General features: G+C 66.1%; 21 protein-coding genes. 13 read left to right on the forward strand and 8 right to left on the reverse strand.

The genetic code is table 11. The features are described 5' to 3' along the window. Nucleotides 1-158: 158 nt before the first annotated feature. On the forward strand, nt 159-1,589 hold the full coding sequence (gene dnaG / locus C448_RS13215) for a DNA primase DnaG (RefSeq protein ID WP_004055487.1): 1,431 nt from the start codon (nt 159-161) through the stop codon (nt 1,587-1,589). Here dnaG and C448_RS13220 read toward each other — a convergent pair. Continuing rightward, the gene (locus C448_RS13220) at nt 1,568-1,984 is read right to left on the reverse strand and encodes a GNAT family N-acetyltransferase (protein ID WP_004055488.1); all 417 of its coding nucleotides are present in this window, start codon (nt 1,982-1,984) and stop codon (nt 1,568-1,570) included. The two genes, dnaG and C448_RS13220, sit on opposite strands and share 22 nt — an antisense overlap. Continuing rightward, complete coding sequence (locus C448_RS13225) at nt 1,981-3,345, reverse strand: DUF92 domain-containing protein (RefSeq protein ID WP_004055489.1); 1,365 nt, start codon at nt 3,343-3,345, stop codon at nt 1,981-1,983. The genes C448_RS13220 and C448_RS13225 overlap by 4 nt, the downstream gene beginning before the upstream one ends. A 338-nt stretch (nt 3,346-3,683) precedes the next feature. On the opposite strand from C448_RS13225, the gene C448_RS13230 reads away from it, so the two are divergent. Next, nucleotides 3,684-4,292 (forward strand): undecaprenyl diphosphate synthase family protein, encoded by a 609-nt coding sequence (locus C448_RS13230; RefSeq protein WP_049916352.1) that lies wholly within the window; start codon nt 3,684-3,686, stop codon nt 4,290-4,292. Between the two features lie 20 nt (nt 4,293-4,312). Here C448_RS13230 and uppS read toward each other — a convergent pair whose 3' ends face one another. Continuing rightward, nucleotides 4,313-5,242, reverse strand: coding sequence for a polyprenyl diphosphate synthase (gene uppS / locus C448_RS13235; RefSeq protein ID WP_004055491.1), 930 nt, complete (start codon nt 5,240-5,242; stop codon nt 4,313-4,315). Nucleotides 5,243-5,366: 124 nt separating this feature from the next. Here uppS and C448_RS13240 point away from each other — a divergent pair, with 124 nt between their 5' ends. The 8 genes from C448_RS13240 to C448_RS13275 all read left to right on the forward strand — a co-directional run bounded on the left by C448_RS13240 (nt 5,367) and on the right by C448_RS13275 (nt 11,158). Next, nucleotides 5,367-5,561: a cold-shock protein gene (locus C448_RS13240; protein WP_004055492.1), complete on the forward strand. Its 195-nt coding sequence runs from the start codon at nt 5,367-5,369 to the stop codon at nt 5,559-5,561. 2 nt (nt 5,562-5,563) lie between these two features. Then, nucleotides 5,564-5,758 carry a cold-shock protein gene (locus C448_RS13245; protein ID WP_004055493.1) on the forward strand — a complete coding sequence of 65 codons (195 nt, stop codon included), beginning with the start codon at nt 5,564-5,566 and terminating at the stop codon, nt 5,756-5,758. A gap of 75 nt (nt 5,759-5,833) precedes the next feature. Next, a complete protein-coding gene (locus C448_RS13250; protein ID WP_004055494.1) occupies nt 5,834-6,229 on the forward strand; it encodes a DUF5778 family protein in 396 nt (131 codons plus the stop codon). A 36-nt stretch (nt 6,230-6,265) separates the two neighbouring features. Next, nucleotides 6,266-7,396: a siroheme decarboxylase subunit beta gene (ahbB, locus tag C448_RS13255; RefSeq protein ID WP_004055495.1), complete on the forward strand. Its 1,131-nt coding sequence runs from the start codon at nt 6,266-6,268 to the stop codon at nt 7,394-7,396. A gap of 154 nt (nt 7,397-7,550) precedes the next feature. Continuing rightward, a complete protein-coding gene (locus C448_RS13260; RefSeq protein WP_004055496.1) occupies nt 7,551-8,210 on the forward strand; it encodes a precorrin-2 dehydrogenase/sirohydrochlorin ferrochelatase family protein in 660 nt (219 codons plus the stop codon). Further along, the gene (gene hemA / locus C448_RS13265; protein ID WP_004055497.1) at nt 8,207-9,541 is read left to right on the forward strand and encodes a glutamyl-tRNA reductase; all 1,335 of its coding nucleotides are present in this window, start codon (nt 8,207-8,209) and stop codon (nt 9,539-9,541) included. The genes C448_RS13260 and hemA overlap by 4 nt, the downstream gene beginning before the upstream one ends. Nucleotides 9,542-9,863: 322 nt before the next feature. Continuing rightward, nucleotides 9,864-10,205, forward strand: coding sequence for a tRNA-binding protein (locus tag C448_RS13270; RefSeq protein ID WP_004055498.1), 342 nt, complete (start codon nt 9,864-9,866; stop codon nt 10,203-10,205). A gap of 68 nt (nt 10,206-10,273) precedes the next feature. Further along, the gene (locus C448_RS13275; protein WP_004055499.1) at nt 10,274-11,158 is read left to right on the forward strand and encodes an HFX_2341 family transcriptional regulator; all 885 of its coding nucleotides are present in this window, start codon (nt 10,274-10,276) and stop codon (nt 11,156-11,158) included. A gap of 33 nt (nt 11,159-11,191) precedes the next feature. Here C448_RS13275 and C448_RS13280 read toward each other — a convergent pair whose 3' ends face one another. Both C448_RS13280 and C448_RS13285 read right to left on the reverse strand, forming a co-directional pair. After that, nucleotides 11,192-12,241, reverse strand: coding sequence for a hypothetical protein (locus tag C448_RS13280; RefSeq protein ID WP_004055500.1), 1,050 nt, complete (start codon nt 12,239-12,241; stop codon nt 11,192-11,194). Nucleotides 12,242-12,307: 66 nt separating this feature from the next. Then, complete coding sequence (locus C448_RS13285) at nt 12,308-13,027, reverse strand: DUF1405 domain-containing protein (protein WP_004055501.1); 720 nt, start codon at nt 13,025-13,027, stop codon at nt 12,308-12,310. Nucleotides 13,028-13,257: 230 nt separating this feature from the next. Here C448_RS13285 and pdxS point away from each other — a divergent pair, with 230 nt between their 5' ends. Then, a complete protein-coding gene (gene pdxS, locus C448_RS13290) occupies nt 13,258-14,166 on the forward strand; it encodes a pyridoxal 5'-phosphate synthase lyase subunit PdxS (protein ID WP_004055502.1) in 909 nt (302 codons plus the stop codon). Nucleotides 14,167-14,195: 29 nt separating this feature from the next. On the opposite strand, the gene C448_RS13295 is transcribed toward pdxS, so the two are convergent. Continuing rightward, complete coding sequence (locus C448_RS13295; protein WP_004055503.1) at nt 14,196-15,422, reverse strand: MFS transporter; 1,227 nt, start codon at nt 15,420-15,422, stop codon at nt 14,196-14,198. A 114-nt stretch (nt 15,423-15,536) separates the two neighbouring features. Between C448_RS13295 and C448_RS13300 the strand changes: the two genes are divergently transcribed. Further along, a complete protein-coding gene (locus C448_RS13300; protein WP_004055504.1) occupies nt 15,537-16,028 on the forward strand; it encodes a hypothetical protein in 492 nt (163 codons plus the stop codon). A gap of 231 nt (nt 16,029-16,259) precedes the next feature. Here C448_RS13300 and C448_RS13305 read toward each other — a convergent pair whose 3' ends face one another. Both C448_RS13305 and C448_RS16185 read right to left on the reverse strand, forming a co-directional pair. Further along, entirely contained in the window at nt 16,260-17,252 is a 993-nt protein-coding gene (locus C448_RS13305) for a radical SAM protein (RefSeq protein ID WP_004055505.1), read from the reverse strand. 138 nt (nt 17,253-17,390) lie between these two features. Beyond that, nucleotides 17,391-17,531, reverse strand: a complete 141-nt coding sequence (locus C448_RS16185; protein WP_160162793.1) for a hypothetical protein — start codon at nt 17,529-17,531, stop codon at nt 17,391-17,393. Nucleotides 17,532-17,711: 180 nt separating this feature from the next. Here C448_RS16185 and C448_RS13310 point away from each other — a divergent pair, with 180 nt between their 5' ends. Beyond that, on the forward strand, nt 17,712-18,794 hold the full coding sequence (locus C448_RS13310; RefSeq protein WP_004055506.1) for a DUF373 family protein: 1,083 nt from the start codon (nt 17,712-17,714) through the stop codon (nt 18,792-18,794). Nucleotides 18,795-18,812: the final 18 nt, after the last annotated feature.

Below are 18,812 nucleotides of genomic sequence, written 5' to 3' on the forward strand. Positions count from 1 at the left end.
ATAAACGTTGGCCGTTGGGGTGCAACGACCGACATACGTCGGACGGAGAGGGGGCATGGCGGTAGGTATATCCGTTCAGGCGGGCGAGTACGAAACGTATCAGTGTCGCAGTTCATTACGATCACAAACCGACCCCGACAGGGGAACACCACTCAGATATGGAGGATACGGACAAATACCTGATCCATGCGGACGTCACCGCCGACGGGGTCGTCGAGCGCAACGACGTCGTCGGTGCGATCTTCGGCCAGACGGAGGGACTCTTGGGCACCGATCTCGACTTACGGACGCTCCAACAGTCCTCGAAGGTCGGCCGGATCGACGTCAGCATCAATTCGCAGAACGGCCAGTCGTTCGGTCGCATCACCATCGCCAGCGGGCTCGACAGGGTCGAGACTGCGATTCTCGCTGCATCGCTCGAAACGATCGATCGCATCGGCCCCTGTCGTTCGACGGTCGACGTCGAGCGCATCGAGGACGTCAGGGCTGCAAAGCGCCGCGAGGTCGTCGAGCGTGCGAAAGGGCTCCTGGGGGCCTTCGAGGAGAGCACGATGAGCTCGGCCGAACTCGTCGAACAGGTCCGCGAGAGCGCACGCACCGGCGAAGTCGCCGAGTACGAAGGATTACCGGCCGGCCCACGGGTGGCCGACGGCGACGCGATCACCGTCGTCGAGGGGCGCGCGGACGTACTCGTTCTCCTCGAATACGGCATCAAGAACGCCATCGCCGTCGAGGGGACCAACGTGCCCGACGCGGTCGCGGCGCTCACGACCGAGCGCACGACGACGGCGTTTCTCGACGGCGACCGCGGCGGCGATCTCATCCTGAAGGAGCTCGCCCAGGTCGGCGAGGTGGAGTACGTCGCGGTCGCTCCCGCGGGCAAGAGCGTCGAGGACCTCTCGCGCGAGGAGGTCCACGAGGCGCTGCGCGGGAAGGTCGCCCACGAGCTCGTCGCCGAGGCGGGCAACCCCCGCGAGGCCGTCGCCGCGACCGACGGCAGCGCACGACCCGCGCCCGCGACCGACCGCATCGCACCCGCGACGGCCGAGCCAACAGTTTCGGAACCGGGAGAAACGACGACCACCGAGGGCGAGCCATCACCCGCTCGCCCACCCCCGACGGACGCCGGGAGCGTACCATCCGACACGGCAGCCGTCGAGTCGGCCGTCGAACCGACCGGCGAGCCATCGGTCGAACCGACCGAATCGATCGGTGGAAACGAAGTCGAGGGCGACGAGAGCGAGAGTTCGGAGGAGGTAACCGAAGGGGGCGACGGTACCGACGAACCGGCGACGCTCGGCGCACACGTTCGGAACATCATCGACGACGAAACCGATCAGGCACGGCTGCTCGACGGCGATTTTACCGTCATTGCGACCATCGAGGCCGCGGAGACGTTCGACGCCATCGCGGAGGCGTCAGCGGTGCCCGTGGCGGTGGTGATCGACGGCGAACTCGATCAGCGCGTGCTCGACGTGGCTGCCCAACGCGGTGTCGAGCAGATCGTCGCGCGCTCGACCGGCGAGTTCGTCAAACGGCCGACCGACGTGCGCGTGCGGACCGCCGATCAACTTCGATCGTCGGACTGATACACCATCGCCACGCCGTCGCCGTGTTCGTAGTGGTCCGGGAGGAAACGATCGACTCGGAAGCCGTGGCGCTCGTAAAACCGTCGCGCGCGCTCGTCGTCCGCGCGTGCGGTGAGCCGACAGTCGTCGCCGTCGTCGAGGATGGCCTTCAGCAGCGCCGAGCCGCGGCCCGCGTTGCGGTGGCCGGGCGCGACGGCGAGTTCGGCAAGATGTGTCGGATCGCTGCTGACCGCGAGCGCGTAGCCGACTGCCGTGTGACCCGAAACGAGCACGCGTCCCGGCCCATTGATCGCCGTTTCGAGCAATTCGGGCCAGGTCGATGCGAGCGATGCCGATTGGATGGCGAGCAGGCGGGGGCGGTCGGCGGGCGTCGCCGGCCTGATCCGGTGGCTCATAGCGCCGCGAGACCGGTGGCCGCGGCGAGCGCTGCACAGACCAGCGCGGCCGCGAGCGTGGCGAGGAAGTTCACCGTCTGATTGCCGATACGGCGATCGGCGAACGCGAGACCGGCGAGCGCCCCGGCAAACAGCTCGCCGACTGCTCGATTCTCAAAGCGTGCACCGAGCAGGCTGTCGACGACCATGCCGGCGACGCCCGCGAGCGTGATCGCGATCGCGCCCGCCAGCGAGAACGGGAGGAAGAGGAGGCCGAGCACGGCGATGAGCAGCGCGCCGAACAGGCCGGCGACGGCACCCTGCCACGTCACGCCGCCGTCGGTGCCCGGTGGGACTGGTTCGAGCGTCGTGATGAGCCGCGGCGTGTCGAACAGCCCGCCGATCTCGCTCGACAGCGTGTCGGCCATCGCTGCGGCGAGCGAGCCGGCGAAGGCGAACACGAAGGGGCTGTCCGTGAGCGGCAGCATCGGGCTCGCGGCGTAGCCCAAGACGGCACCGAGCGCGACCGCGGAGTTCGCGAGCACGTTGGCGCTGCCGCGCGCGCCGTCGTTGCCCTCGGCGAGCCCGCGTTTTCGTTTCCGATCGTAGCGGAACTTGCCGGCGAGCCCGCCGCCGCCGAAGAAGGTGATGAGCAGCGCGAACCAGCCGAACCCGCCGAGAACGACCATCAGCAGTCCCGCGAGCACGCCCGTCACCATCCCGGTGATCGACGCGGTGTCGAGCGCGTAGGCGAGCGCACCGAAGCCAGCGGTGACGAGGAGTGCGAGCGCGATACCGACCGGGGCGATCGTCGGTTCGAGCGCGGCGAGCAGCCAGAGCAGCAAGCCCATCGAGAACAGCACGAGCGGGTCGTCGCGGACGAACAGCGCGAGGCGAACCAGCGCGCCGAGCAACGCTGCGCTCGCGGCGAAAAAGACCGCGAGTGCGGGCGTCGGTGCCGGGGCGGCGAGTCCGACGACGAGCTGGCCGAGCACGCCGGCGAACGTCCCGCCGACGGTGAACGCGACCGTGGCGGCGACGGGTTCGTGTCGGCGCTGGCGGACCGCCGCCTCGGCGAGGTTGCCACCGGAGAGCACGAGGACGCTTGCGACGAAGACGAAAACCGGCATGCCGAACAGGGGGACGAACAGCGCGAGGCCGGCCGCCGCAAGCGCGAAGCCCGCCAGCCCGTAGAGCGCGCGCTCCTCGTGATCGCCGGGCCGGGCGAACAGTTCGAAGGCCGGCCCGTCATCGACGACGAACGCCGCGAGCGCGGCGACGACCACGAAGGGAGCGGCGGCGGCCGGTCCCAACAGCGGGGCGGCGAGCGAGAGCGCGCCGACGAGCGCGAACGCGCCCGCCCGCCGGAGAGGCCACGTCACTGCCCGTCGTTTCCCCGATAGCTACTTAACGCTCCCGAAGCCGCCAGCGACCGCCCGTCAGCCATCCCCAACCGAAATCAACCCCGTGGCGCGCGATGAATCCGGCCGGAGGCCGGAGAACGTGCGAGGGATGAGCACCACAGCGAGCGAAGCGAGCGAGGAGCGCAGTCGGTTGGGGAGGTATGTGGGCTGTGCGGGGCGGGTGCGGTCCTTCATTGTCGTCTGCATTCGGTTGTCGCTACTGCGATAACCCACTCAAAAACGGATCCCGAGAGCGATCGATGATCGTTCGTCGACGAAACGTGAAGGCTTAGGTGAATCAACCGCTCCGTTCCACCGTGGGACTGTACGACCGCTATCTCGCCACTCGTATTCGCCGCACCGAGGCCCCGCTGCCGGGCTGTGTCGCGGTCGTCATCGCCGAGCGCGATCTGCTCGAAGACGGTGCCTATCGAACGGTCGAGGAGTTCTTCGAGTGGGCCTTCGAGTACGACGCCGACTGCGTGCTGGTCTACGTGAGCGTGCTCGATACGGGCGCGGTGCCGGCCATCCGCCGGGTGTTCGAGCGCTGTGACGCCCCGCGCGAGCTCGCCGTTCGCGGCCCGGATGACGACGAGCGCGCCGACGCACCGATCAACGTGAGCATCGGTCTCGGCGGCAAACACGAGTTCGCGGCGGCCGTTCGTGGCGCGGCCACCGCCGTCGAGGCCGGTACGCTCGCACCCGAGGAGATCGACGCCGAGACGATCGAGGAGCGACTCGTCTTTCCGACCGCCCCCGATCTCGTCATCAAGACTGGTGCCGAACGGCTCTCGGACTTCATGATCTGGCAGTCGGTCTACTCCGAACTGTACTTCACCGACGTGAACTGGCGGGATTTCCGCAAACGCGAGTATCTCCGCGCGCTGCGGGATTATCAGAACCGACAGCGCCGCTACGGGCAGTAACTCGGATAGCTGTCGTTGACTCAGTCGGCCGTTGTCGGTTCAGTCTCGTTCGTGTTGCTCTCGACACCGTCGAGTTCGCCGCGCGGGAGATACTCGCGAAAGCGCTCGACGATAGCGCGTGCCTCGTCGAGTTCCGCACCACCCACTGCACGGACCAGTGCGAGCGCGCGGCGCGCGCGGGTGCGACGCCACGACTGTTCACGGGATTCGTAGGTGCGGATCGCGCGCAGAAAGTCCTTCTTCGCGAAGGCGGGCCAGTAGGGAGTGCAGAAGAAGACTGCCGCCTCGTTGCCGTTGGCGTGCCACGGCAGGAAGTTCGAGGTGCGCTCGTCCCCTCCCGTGCGGATGATGAGGTCCACGTCGCGGGCAGGACCGGCGTAGAGGCGACGCTCGATCGTTTCGGCGTCGATGTCGGCTGGAGTAGTATCACCGGTTTCGACCGTGCGCGCGACGTCGCGGGCCGCGCTCAGCAGTTCGGCGCGGCCGCCGTAGGCGAGCGCGATGTTGAGCTGGAGCGCGTCGTAGTCGGCGGTCTTCGTCTCGGCGTAGTCGATGGCGTCGCGGAGATCGTCGGGCAGCCGGTCGGTCTCGCCGATGGCGCGGATCCGCACTTCGCGTTCGTGGACGCGCTCGGCGTCGGCGAACTCGCGGAGTTTCTCTTCGAGCAGCGAGAAGAGGTGGTCGCGCTCGTCGGCCGAGCGGTCGAAGTTCTCCGTCGAGAACGTGTAGAGGGTGAGCTCCTCGACGCCGATCTGTGCACACCAGTCGAGCACCGCCTCGGTGGTTTCGGCACCGGCACGGTGGCCGTCGGCGGCGTCCTGGCCGTGTTCGTTCGCGTAGCGTCGGTTGCCGTCCTGGATGACGGCGACGTGTGTGGGTGCGCCGTCGATCTCGCGTTCGAGAAGGCGCTCGTAGGCTCGATTCAGCAGGCTGTGCGTGCGCGAAGCCATTCGTAGCTCATAACTGGGGGGCTGAAATGAATCTTCTGGCACGCGGACGGATCGTGTGACGGCGGGACATGCCGGGCGGCCATTGCGCAGGTTTTTATGTTACCGGTGCATCCCATCGAGTGCAATGGCGTCAGGTACGGTTGACTTCTTCAACGACACGGGCGGCTATGGGTTCATCGAAAGCGACGACGCGGACGAGGACGTCTTCTTCCATATGGAAGACGTCGGCGGCCCCGACTTGGAGGAAGGACAGGAGGTAGAGTTCGACATCGTGCAGGCTGACAAGGGACCGCGGGCGGAGAACCTGGAGCGGCTGTAAACATGGCCGAAGGACAAGTGGACTTCTTCAACGACACGGGGGGCTACGGCTTCATCGAGACCGACGAAGCCGACGAGGACGTCTTCTTCCACATGGAAGACGTCGGCGGCCCCGACCTCGAAGAAGGCCAAGACGTCGAGTTCGACATCGTGCAGGCCGACAAGGGCCCGCGCGCCGAGAACCTCGAACGACTGTAAACGACAGACGACTTTTCGGCTCCTCGGCGCAGCGGCGACCGGGGAGCGTATCTTTATCGGGTGCGAGCGACGGGTATGAGCGAGACGCTCGACGACGAGCTCAGGCGACGGACCGAAGCGCTGCTCGAACCCGGAGAGATCGAGTTACAGGGGCTGATCGTCCACACCGAGTACGATTCGAACCAGGAGAGCATGCTCCACCGTGCGACCATCGAGGTCGGCAACACGATCGCCGCCCACGCCGAGGCCGACGACACCTACGTCTACTCCGGCACCGACGACCCCGATTTCGGCCTCAATCAGCATCAGGGACTCACCATCGAGAACGACGAGTTCGTCTGGGAGTGCCAGCAGCTCCTCCGCGAGGGAACCTACGACGTCGTGTTCTATTACGAGGCGAGCGCCGACCACGAGGCTATCGTCGACGATCTCCAGGCGGAGGGCTACACGGTAACCGGCGTTCCGGAGTAGCGGGGCGTTTATGGCCGCCGCGAGCCGAGAGTCGGTATGACGAACGCGGACGCGCCGGTCGCGCTCAACGAGCGCGAGCGCGCCATCATCAACGCTTTCCAGGGGGGTTTTCCCGTCGTCGAACGCCCGTTCGAGCCGGCCGCACGCGCCCTCACCGAACGCGGCATTGACATTACTGCCGACGAACTGCGCGATGAAATCCGACGACTCGACGAGGAGGGAACGCTCTCACGATTTGGCGCACTCATCGACGCCGAGGCGATCGGCGGGACGGCGACTCTGGTGGCGATGCACGCGCCCGAGGAGCGCTTCGACGAGATCGCCGAGCAGGTGAACGCCCACCGCGAGGTCGCGCACAACTACGAGCGCGAGCATCCCCATCTCAATATGTGGTTCGTCGTCTCGGTCGCCGGCGAGGCGCGAAGCACCTCGGATGCGAGCGGTGGAACCGCGAGCGAGAACGTCGAAGGGGTACTCACGGCCATCGAGAACGAGACCGGACAGGAGACCTACAACCTCCCGAAACAGCGCGAGTTCCGCGTCGAGGCGAAGTTCCTGCTCGACGGGCCGATTTCGGATGGCGACCTCGATCTGTCGGAGCCCGGTCCCGACGTCGAACCCAGTGGACGGGGATCGCTGACGCCGGCCGAGCGCGATCTCGTCATCGAACTTCAGGGCGGATTGCCGCTCACCGAGACACCCTACGCGGACGTCGCCGGCGCGATTGGCCAGGACGTCGAGTGGGTCGTCGAGACGATCAACCGGTTTCTCGCGGAGGGGAAACTCCGGCGCGTCGGCGTCGTGCCGAACCACTACGCGCTCGGCTACACCGAGAACGGCATGACAGTCTGGGACGTGCCCGACGAACTCATCTCGGAGGTGGGACCGGCGATCGCCGAACTGGAGTTCGTCACTCACTGTTACGAGCGCCCGCGCCACGAGGGCGTCTGGCCGTACGACTTCTTCGCGATGACGCACGGCCGCTCCGAAGCGGAGAGCGAGCGCCGGATCGAGCAGGTGCGAGAACGGATGGGCGACTTCTTCGACGTCGGTGACGAGGACTGGGACACGCTGTTCTCGACGCGCATCCTGAAGAAGACGGGCATCAGGATGGACGAGCGCGTCGCAGCGAACACCGACGCAGCATCCGAGGAAAACGAATTGTGAATCGTCACCGTCCAGTGTGCAGTGCGGTCGAAGTACTTCGACCGCGAGCGAGGTCCGACAGGACGAGCGAGCGGCCTTTTTTGGACCAGATTTTTTGGCGGGGTTTGAGGCGAGCGCAGCGAGTCGAGGACCCCGCCAAAAAAGGTGGGAGTGAATGATTCCGCTGCTGCACGACTTCAGCGAGGAAGCAGTACTGATCTTCGGTGGCGGGCCGGTCGGCGCGCGCAAGGCCCGCCGGTTTGCGCGCGAGGCACGGGTCGTAGTGGTGAGTCCGGCGTTCGCCGACGCCGAGTTCGGCGATGCGGAGCGCGTGCGTGCCGCGCCATCGCCCGACGACGTCTCCGAGTGGTTCGAGCGGATCGAGCCGGCGCTCGCGGTCGCGGCGACGAGCGACGAAGCGGTGAACGACGCCGTGGCACGGGTCGCGCGTGAGCGCGGAACCCTCCGTAATCGGGCCGATCGAAGCGGTGGGGCCGGCGAGCGGAGCCATCTCGACGTGACCGTGCCGGCGACGGTCCGTGACGATCCCGTCCTCCTAGCGATCGCCACCGGAGGAACGAGTCCGGCGCTCAGTCGATATCTGCGCGAGCGCTTCGAGGAGGAGTTCGCCGACGCGGGCGCGATGGCGACGCTCACGGGGGAGCTACGCGAGCAGTTGCGCGAGGACACGCCGGCCGAACAGCGCCGGGCGGCCGTCCGGGCGGTCGTGCGCTCCGATCGGGTTTGGAAGGCTTTAGGTGATGGAACCCATACCCCGGATCAAGAGGCCCAATCGGTGATCAGCGACGTGCTCTCGGGGATGAACGAACGATGACTGTCGCCACGGGGATCATTTCCGGCGTGAGCATCGCCCATCAACGCGCGAGCGTCGAACAGATCGAGACGGCCTGTGCCCGGGACGAGCGCGATCTCGTCGAGGCACTGCTCGATCACGAGGGCGTTCGCGAGGCGTTCTCGCTCCAGACGTGTAATCGTGCGGAGCTGTACGTCGTCGCCGACGATCCCGACCACGGCCGCGAGAGTCTTTCGTCGATCGTCGCCGACAGTCCCGACGAAGTCGTCCGCGAGCTCGGCCACGAGGAGAGCCTCCGCCATCTCATGCGGGTTGCCTGCGGGCTGGAATCGCTCGTGCTCGGCGAGGACCAGATCCTCGGCCAGTTGCAGGACGCCTACACGAACGCCCGCGCGGTCGGCGGGATCGGCCCGATCTTCGAGGAGGGCATCCAGAAGGCCATCCACGTCGGCGAGCGCGCACGCACCGAGACCGCCATCGACGAGGGCGTGGTCTCGCTCGGCAGCGCCGCCGCACGGCTCGCCGACGAGGAGCGAACGCTCGCCGACGCCACGGGGCTGGTCGTCGGCGCGGGCGAGATGGGGACGCTCGCCGCCCAGTCGCTCGATCGCTCGGTCGCACAGCTGTTCGTCGCCAACCGTACCGAGGAAAAGGCCGCTCACGTCGCCGACCAGATCGAGGCCGACGGCGCGGCGCTCGATCTCGACGACCTTCCCGAGGCGCTCTCGCTCGCCGACGTCGTCGTCTCGGCGACGAGTAGCCCCGTCCCCGTGCTCGATCGCGAAGCGCTCGCAACCGCCGGCGAAACCCTGCTCATCGACATCGCCCAGCCACGCGACGCGACACAGGCCGCCGCCGAACTCCCGAACGTCACCCACTACGATCTCGACGCGCTCGAATCCGTCACGGAGGCGACGCGCGAACGCCGACAGGAGGCCGCCGAGCGCGTCGAGGCGATGATCGACCGCGAGTTCGACAACCTGCTCGCCCGCTACAAGCGCCAGCGCGCCGACGCCGTCATCGCTGCGATGTACGAGAACGCCGAACGGATGAAAGAACGCGAGCTCTCGCGGGCGCTCTCGAAGCTCGACACCGACGGGATGACCGACGACCAGCGCGCCGTCGTCGAATCGCTCGCCGACACGCTCGTGAGCCAGCTGCTCGCCGCACCCACCAAGAGCCTGCGCGACGCCGCCGAAGTCGACGACTGGGCGACGATCAACAGCGCGCTCCGGCTGTTCGACCCGTCGTTCGACGCCGACGACACGCCGGCGACCCTCGGCACGAACGACGTTCCTCAAGAAACGCAGTACGCGCTCGCCTCGGCCGTCCGCGAACATCTCGACGACTAACAACCCCACTTTTTTAGACGGGGTCCTCCCTCGCGCCTGCGGCGCTCGGTCGAACCCCGTCCAAAAACCTGGACTAAAAACGTCTGCTCGCTCACGTTCGTTCGCTCGCAGTGAACCGCGCTCGTTCCACTCGCGCGGAGAGCAACGCCACCTACGACGCACCGCAACCGCCGAAGCCCTCGGCGCGCTCCGCGCGCCTCGCCCTTCATCCGCCAGGAAACCGCGGCCGCACCCGCACGGCGGCCGCACCGCACCCGCCCCGTGGCTGCCGGCCGCACATCGCTTTCGCTAAAGTGATGCCTGCTGCACGTCCAACGATGACATGGGCATCGACGAACCCGATATCGATCCTGAACGCTTTCTCGACGACATCGAAATGCGCATCGGCGAGATCGTCGCCGTCGAGGCGTTCCCCGAAGCCAGAAAGGACGTCTACAAGCTCGACGTGGAGTTCGGCAACGAGACACTCCGATCGGCCGCCGGGTTGACGATGTACGAGCGCGAGGAACTGCTCGGCCGGCAGGTGGTCGCGGTCGTGAACCTCGGCACGGTCTCGATCGCAGGCTTCGAGAGCCAATGTCTCGTGACCGGTGTCGACGGCGACGAGGGCGTGATCCACCTCCAGCCGGAGCGCCCGGTCGAAAACGGCACGCGCGTCTACTGAGGCAAAGCAGGTCGCGCATGGCGATTCGACTCGACAACCCTTATTCGTGGTTCACCGATAGGACGGGTATGCAGACCCACATCGTGCCGGTCGGCTTCGATTACGACCGGCTCATCGCGCCGCTCGTCCGGGACAAACGCGACGTCGACAGGGTAATTCTCCTCGAAGGCGCGGTCGGGAGCGAGGCGAACGTCGAATACTCGCGCAAGCTCGCGGCAAAGCTCGAACAGGATTTCACGAACCTGCTCGGCGCGGAGACCGAGCGGTTCGTCGTCGAGGACGTCTACGACTACGACGGGGCCTTCGAGCAGGCCTACGCGCTCATCAACGACGAGCTCGACGCCGGCCACGGGGTCTGGGCGAACGTCAGCGCGATGCCCCGAACCGTGAGCTTCGCCTTCGCCACCGCCGCCCACTCGATCGGCGTCGAGCGAAGCGAGGACCGCGAACGCATCCACACCTACTACACGATCCCCGAGAAATACCTCGAAACCGAACTCGCCGAGGAACTCCGCCAGCAGATCGACCTGCTCGCCGATCTCGACGATGACGACGAGCGTATCGACGAACGGCTCCAAAGCGCGCGGGACCTGCTTGCGGAGTTCGACGAGCGCGGGACGACGATCGGCGCGAAGGCGATCGACGGCGAACACATCCTCGAAATCCCCGTGGCGTCGTTCTCGAACGTCAAACCGTTTGAAGAACTCATTCTGTTCAAACTCGGCGAGGACAGTCCCTTCGAGAGCGTCTCGGAGCTCGCCCAGGCGCTCGCGCGCGAACTGAGCGAGGAGTACACCGACAGTTTCCGCTCGAAGGTCATCTACAACGTCGACAGACTCGGTCCGGGCGGCAAGGGGTACATCGAGCAGGACGCCCACGGGAAATCCCACCGGACGCGCCTTTCGCGTATCGGCGAACTCTGGGTGCGTTCGCACGCCGACAGGGAGACGTGAGCGGAGTGAGCCGGCGGATCGGACTGTCGTCGATCAGCCCCACTCCAGCCCGCGCGGCGACGACGGCGGGGTGAGTGGGCTCGTCGGGAGGCCTCCACTCGGGTTCGGGTCGTTGTACGCCCGCGGGGCAACGTCGTTCGGACCATCGGGGTAGAACAGTGACGCGAGCGCGTGAATATGCTCGCGACCGACGCCGAGTTCGAACTGTCCACCGCCGTACATCGAAATATTGTTCTCTCGACAGTGATCGATGGTGTCGAGCACGGACTCTATTGAACCGAACCGTGAGGGTTTGATATTGAGCCAGTCAGGTTCCCAAGAGAGTTCTTCGACCGTCTCGACGCCCTGGATCGGGTAGTCCCACGTCACGCGCGCCTCGTGACCCGCGAACAGCTCTCGTGTCTCGTCGGTCAGCGCCGGGTCCTCGATGAGCGCCTCGGGAAACCCCTGGATGATCCGCTCGTAGAGGTCGGGATCGGGTGGCTGATCGACCATCGTTCCGTGATACTGGCCCTTGAGATCGAGAATCCGAACGGCATCGGTCGCGGCCAGCCGTTCGACGACATCGGCGGACCAGTCCGACGTGGGATCGAGTTTGAACTCGAGCGCCGAGTTCCGATCGAGCCAGTCGTCGACGCGCTCGCCGGTCGGTGGCTCCGCCAGCCGTGTGCTCACGACGAACCGAACGGGATCGTACGATCGACCGAGGCGGTTGGCGAGGTTCGTCCCGGCCTGTTTCAGCGCGAGATCGAGCGCTGCGCTCTCGAACGCCCACCGACGGTAGTCGTGCGCGGTCGGCTGGTCGGGTTCGTCGTCGGGGAAGAGGTCGATTTCGGCCAGCCGCTCAGAGAACGAGTCAAGCGTGTAGTCGCCCGCAACGGGGAACGTCTCCGTCGAGTCACGGAGCGCGTAGTGGACTTCGTTGTCGTAGATAACGTCCTCACCCTGTCCGGTCTCGCCGTCGCCGTGCAGCGAGACGACGGTCGTCGTTCGGGTGAAGCCGCTCGACGTGTCCCGTTCGCGGTGGGCCAGCTCGTAGCCATTGATTGTGAGATCGAGATCGGCAACCCGGTCGTAGAGCATGCCTGCGGTACGCCCACCGACTATTTAAATCCGCCTCGGGCCGAGCGGTTGCCGGCGACGACGCACTCAGGCCCGTGCTTCGAGCTTCTTCACCCGCGTTGCGAGCGCGAGAAAGGTCGCGAGCAGCGTCAGCGCGAGCGCGCCCGCCGCGACGTACTGGTGGGCGGGCACGACGTGCTCGATGACGCCATCGACGATCGGCTGGATGGGAAGTGTCGTGTGGTGGTACGTGCCGACGACGGGGACGAAGTAATCCACGAGATCATTGAGGCCGTACCACGCGAGCGCGACGGCGACCGCCCACACGGGAAAATCGGAATAGCGGTGGATCACGAACCCTTCGAGCGCCATCGCGAGATGGCTGAAGAAGAGGAAGAGGTAGAGCCACAGCGGGGTGCTCGCGAGGAACGCATCCTGAAAGACGAGCAGGGTGTAGGGGGTCCAGAGCCCGAGCTTGAGACAGCCGAAGAAGGCGAGCGCGTCAAGCCACTCCCTGGAGTGGCCGAGCTTCCAGCCCGCGATCGATAGCGCGATGAACAACGTCGCCACCGGGCTATCGGGGACGAACGGCCACGCGAGAGCGGGTTCGAGACCGAACTGGAACCGGTAGTACCAGAAGCCAAAGGCCGTGCCAGCGAGGTTGATCGCGACGACGAGCCAGCCGAGCCGTAGCCCCAGATCCTCGATCGCTTTCGGCACCGGCGCGACGTACCGCGGCAGCGCCTCGCGGTCGGGCACCGCCCCGTCGAGCAGGCGACGGAGCGGGCCGACCCGTCGTTCGGCCATTGGCCGAGGGTCGGCCGGCCGCGACAAAACGGTGCTGATCGGTCGAGGAGGGAACGACACACGATGACGAGCGAAGAGGGAGAGCCGTTCGTCGACCGTTCGATGATCACGGCTTCAGTTGAATCACAAACAAAAACGACATCTAAGACTAGCTTTTCAACCACATACATCGTCGTCCAGTGAAATGTATCAAAGACGGGTGTTAAGTGGGTCCGGATCCAACCCGAAACATGGCCGATGAGACGGATTTGGAGGAGCTGAAACGCGGTACCGAACTCGTCAAGCGCGGGTTCGCGCGGATGCAGCAGGGCGGCGTCATCATGGACGTCGTCAACGCCGAACAGGCCCGCATCGCCGAGGACGCGGGTGCGGTCGCCGTGATGGCGCTCGAAGCCGTGCCGGCCGACATCAGAAAGCGCGGCGGCGTCGCACGCATGGCCGACCCCGCCGACATCACCGAGATCATCGAGGAGGTCTCGCTCCCGGTGATGGGGAAATCACGGATCGGTCACACCAAAGAGGCACAGATCCTCGAAGCCACGGGTGTCGACATGATCGACGAGTCCGAAGTGCTGACGCCCGCCGACGACGACTACCACATCGACAAGCGCGAGTTCACCGCGCCGTTCGTCTGTGGCGCGCGCGATCTCGGCGAGGCCCTCAGAAGAATCGGCGAGGGCGCGGCGATGATCCGGACGAAGGGTGAGGCGGGCACCGGCGACGTGAATCAGGCCGTCTTCCACCAGCGCAACATCCGCGGCGCGATCCGCAAGCTGGAGGGAATGACTCACGAGGAGCGCGAGGCCTACGCCCGCGAGATCGAGGCCCCGGCCGAACTGGTCCACGAGACCGCCGACGCCGGCCGTCTCCCGGTCGTGAACTTCGCCGCCGGCGGCATCGCGACGCCCGCCGACGCCGCGCTCATGATGCATCACGACTGTGACGGGATCTTCGTCGGCTCGGGTATCTTCGGTGCCGAGAACCCCGAAGCGATGGGCGAGGCGATCGTCGAGGCGACCAACAGCTGGGACGATCCCGAGAAACTCGCGGCCATCGCGACGAACGCCGGCTCGGGCATGAAGGGCGACGCGAACGCCGACCTCCCCGAGGAAGAGAAGCTCCAGGGTCGCGGCGTCTGAACGGTCGATTTTTCACACGCTCGATTCCTCTACGCGCGCGTTCGTGCCGGAAGGAAGACGTAACAGACGACCGCGAGCGCCGTGAGCGCCGCGAGCACGACGAACGATTCGTCGGCGAGTCCGGCGTCGAAGAAGAGTCCGACCACGGTCGAGCCGGTCGCAGCGATCAGGAAGAACGTCGTGCGGAAGAACCCCCAGGCCGTGCCCTGGACCGCGCTCGGGACGACGGCGATGATGTAGGCGTTACTCACCGGGTTGATCGCGAGCCGCGAGCCGAGCAGGACCGTGAGCAACGCGACAGGGACGATTCCCTGGACGAACGGCAGCGCGAGCAGCGGGAGCACGCCGAAGCCGGCGGTCGCGAGCAACACCGTGCGATCGCCGTAGTAATCGGCGGCGTTGCCGGCGACCAACTGGGCGAGCGCCCCGCCGACGAAGAAGAGCGCGAACAGGGCGGCGGCGCGCTCCTGGGAGAACCCCTTGACCGCGATGAAGTAGGTCGGCAGAAACGAGGTCAGCCCCTGCATCACGAACAGCGAGAGCGTGGCGGCGCTCACCGCCGTCACCGTGCGCCGCGAGACCGCGGTCCAGAGCGCGCGCAGGAGACCGCGAACCGAGGGGCGACCCGACGGGCTGGCGGTCGGCGTGCGCCGCGAAAGCACTCGTCGGATGGCGATGGCGACGGCGAGGTAGGGGATCGCGAGCAACACGACGGTCGTCTGCCAGCCCAGCGGGCCGACAAGCACGCTGGCGGCGAACGGCAACAGCGCCGAGCCGACGCTGCCCGCCGCGAGCGTGAGGCCGATGGCGGTGCCGTCGTGCTCGCCGAACGTCGCCGAGAGGGCGGTCCCGCGCGCCGGACCGTACAGTCCGGTTCCGAAACCGAACAGCGCACACCCGCCGAGAAACAGCACGAACGTCGGCGCGAGACTCACCGCGACGACTGCGACCGCCGAGACCGCGAGACTCGTCCCGAGCAGCGCGCGCTCGCCGAAGCGGTCGGTCAGCATGCCGGCCGGGAACTGCATCAGCGCGTAGGCCGCCCAGACGGTCGTGACCGCCACGCCCGCCGTCGCGTTCGAGACCGCGAAGAACTCCTTGACCTGCGGGAGGATCGCCGGAAAGAGATAGCGCCCGCCGAGCACCGTCAGCCAGCCGGCGGCCACGACTGCGAGCGTCCAGCCGCGCCCGTCGCCGCGCAGCACCCGGCTCGTCCGTCGCACGCGGTTTCTGAGCGATTCGAACGACGCCTCCATTCGGCCTCAACTGGGAGAGATCGCCGTATGAACGTGGTGATACGGCTGTCGCGATGAACGGCAACGGGTGGGGAAGAATATTTCTGTGTTGCATCCGATGAGGAAATCGGAGAAATGAGCGATGAGGATGGCGGCGAAGCCGACTGGTCGAGCAAACGCCGTCAGATCGCGTATCAGGAATCGCGTGCGGCGTTGAACGCCCAACAGGCAGCTCTCACGCAGATCGACAACAAGGCCATCGAGAACGTCAGGATCACGGCGATACTGCTCGGTGTGTTCGTCTCCGCCGTCAAAATCTCCGGCTTCAGTTTCGAACCGATCACTGGTATCATCGGTGGGGTCGCCCTCGCTATCTCGTTGGGCGCAGGCATCTTCACGTACAACGAAACGGATCCGTATCTCGGGCTGAATCAGGACTACATCGACGAACTGATCGCCGACGAGTTCACGCGAAGCGAGACGTGGGAGAAGGATCTCCCGGAGCTCCTCGCCGGGTTCGTTGACGATAACGCGGACGACATCGAGTTCAACGGCGCGGCACTAACCGTCGCACAGACGTGTCTGTTCGTTGGTGTCGTCCTCGTTGCACTATCCGCAGTCATTTAGTATGTGGAGTGGCTTACGTTCGAGTATGGCGAAGAGCAAAGAGGAACTGGAGCGATACGGGCAACGGAGCAAACAGACCCCGGCTCTGTTCACCAAGCTCTTCCGACGAGGCGACAGCGAACGCGACGATAGCGACTGAATCCCCTCTTGTTTCGCGTCCGATTCACCGTGGCACACGAGACACGTCTTGAGACGGCAGTCAAACGTTCGCGGCGAAATCCGGATCGAGAACTACGCTAGCGGCGTCCGCTCGACCACGGTGCCGTCGGCGGTCGGATACTGCTCGACGATCTCGCCCCTGTTCACGTCGCCCTCGTCGATCATCTCCTCGAGGAGCCACCAGGCGAGTTCGACGTGTTCGGATTTCTGGCTGTAGAACTGCTCGGGAACGCCGAGCTCCGCCAGTCGGTCGCCGCTCTCCCAGGCCTTGCCGTAGACGAGGGTGCCGTCGTCGGTCACCTCGTCGAACTCGCGCCTGATGACCTTCGCCATCCGCTTCAAGCGGTTGCGGTGCTGGGCGGCGTCCTTGAACACGCTCGTACAGAAGTAGACCTTCTCGTGGTCGCCCATCGCATCGAGGATGTCGTGGGAGCCCTCGACGGCGCTCATGTGGCCTTCGCGGCGCTCGAAGCCCTGCTCCTGCATCCGTTCGTAGTTGCCATCGCTCATCTCGAATTCGTTGATGTTGCAGAAGTCGGCCGCGCCCTCGTCGAGGAACTCGATGAACTCCTCCTCGGCGCGGATGCCCGGAATCTCGAACGCCGGGGTGAGTCCTTCCTCGCGCGCGATGTAGAGGATCTCCTCCCATTCGGTGCCGTGCATGTCTCCCCACAGTTCGTAGGGCGGATGGAAGCGGATCTCGTCGAGACCCGCTTCGGAGAGCCGGCGCATGTTCTCGCGCCCGCCGGTGATGCCCGTGTAGAGGTGCGTGTGGTGGTCCGCGCCGAACTCGTCTTTGAGCATCGAGAGATAGCGGCAGGTCTTCGCCATCGCTTCTTGGGGCTCGCCGCCGGTGATCGACGTTCCCAGTGCCTCCATCCGGTGGGCCTCCTCGATCACGTCGCTGTCGTCCTCGACGAGGCGCTCGTTGGCGTAGACGTCGGTGACGTTTTTCCGGTTCTCGCCGAGCGGACAGTAAAAGCAGTCGCGCTGGTCGCAGTAGCCGTAGACGAACAGCACCATCTTCCCACCCTTGGCGCACTGTTCACAGCCCTTCGAAATCATTCGTTGAAACGACTGGGGGCGCAGTCCTGAAAAGACGTACGACTCGGATCGGCTCTCGGGAGCAGCAGTACCGCACGCACTTTCGGATCGACTGTCGCTACCGTGGCTGCCGAGGGACCCGACAGTCGGGAACGACTGCTACTCCCGATATCGATCGGGCAGTCGGTGACTCAACACCATCTCCTCGCGGAAGCGTCGCGCGTCGGTTCGGTCGTCGGAGTCGTTGCGAGTGATCTCGGGCACCATCGGCGCGCCGGTGTTCTCGATATCCGTGTACATCTGTTGTCCTGCGAACGACGGCGACGGGTGCGCCATCGTTCGACACGAACCACTGATCCGGGCCGCCCCAATAAATGTAATGATAGAACATGTAATACTACTCCTGTGTGGGTTAGGACGTATTAGGAGCGTGGCGGCCAGCACCGAAAGCAGTTAACGGCGGGTCGCGTAGCCGGCCGCATGCTGCTGGTGCTGTGCATCGATCTCGACGACGACCTCGGACGGAAGGCCGGCGTCGAGACACCCGTCGTGGGCAGGGAGGCCGTCGAGAGCGCCGCCGTCGCGCTCGCCACGACCGATCCGGAGGACTCCGACTCGAACGTACTCTTCGAGGGGTTGCACATCCACGACGACATCACCGACGAGCAGGTCGAAGTCGCGGCCGTCACCGGCGTCGAGAGCGGCGGCGTCGCGGCCAACAGGAAGGTCGGCGAGGAGATCGACCACATCCTCGCGGGGCTGACCACCGGCGAGGACGTTCACGCACTGGTGGTCACCGACGGCGCACAAGACGAATCGGTGATCCCGGTGATCCGTTCGCGACTGCCGATCGACGGCGTCCAGCGGGTCGTCGTCCGCCAGGCACAGAACCTGGAGTCGATGTACTACACGATGAAGCAGGTGCTCGACGACCCCGAGACGAGGGGGACGATCCTCGTCCCGCTCGGCATCCTCCTGCTCATCTACCCGCTCGCCGAGATCGCCGGCCAGCTCGGCGTGCCCGGCGCGGCGGTGTTCGGTCTCATCTCGGCGCTGCTCGGGCTCTACGTTCTCTTTCGCGGGCTTGGCCTCGAACGCGCCATCGACGAGGCTGTCGCACGGGCGCGACGCGGCCTCTACGCCGGCCGGGTGATGCTCATCACGACGGTGGTCGCGGCGGCGCTGCTCGCCATCGGCGGCGTCCGCGGGATGACGACGTTCGACGCCCACAGCGTCGCGGCGGCGCTCAGCCCCGTCGAGACGGTCGCCGCCTTCATCGTCGGCGCGACGCCCTGGTTCGCGGCCGCGGGCATCACCAGCAGCGTCGGCCGCATCACCGACACCTATCTCGCCGAGCGCTTTCGCTGGCGGTATCTCAACGCACCGTTCTACGTGCTCGCCATCGCGGCCGTTCTCTACGCGGTCAGCGCGTTCCTCCTCGGCGAGGTTGGGCTGACCTACATGGCGGTCGCGCTCACCGCCGGCACGCTGTTGGGGCTCGCCAGCACGCTCGCGTTCGCCATCGTCGAATCACGCTTCCCGAGCACTCCGGAACCGGTCTGAGGGCCGTCCTCGTCGGAT

The organism is Halococcus morrhuae DSM 1307, from assembly GCF_000336695.1.
GTDB classification, from domain to species: domain Archaea; phylum Halobacteriota; class Halobacteria; order Halobacteriales; family Halococcaceae; genus Halococcus; species Halococcus morrhuae.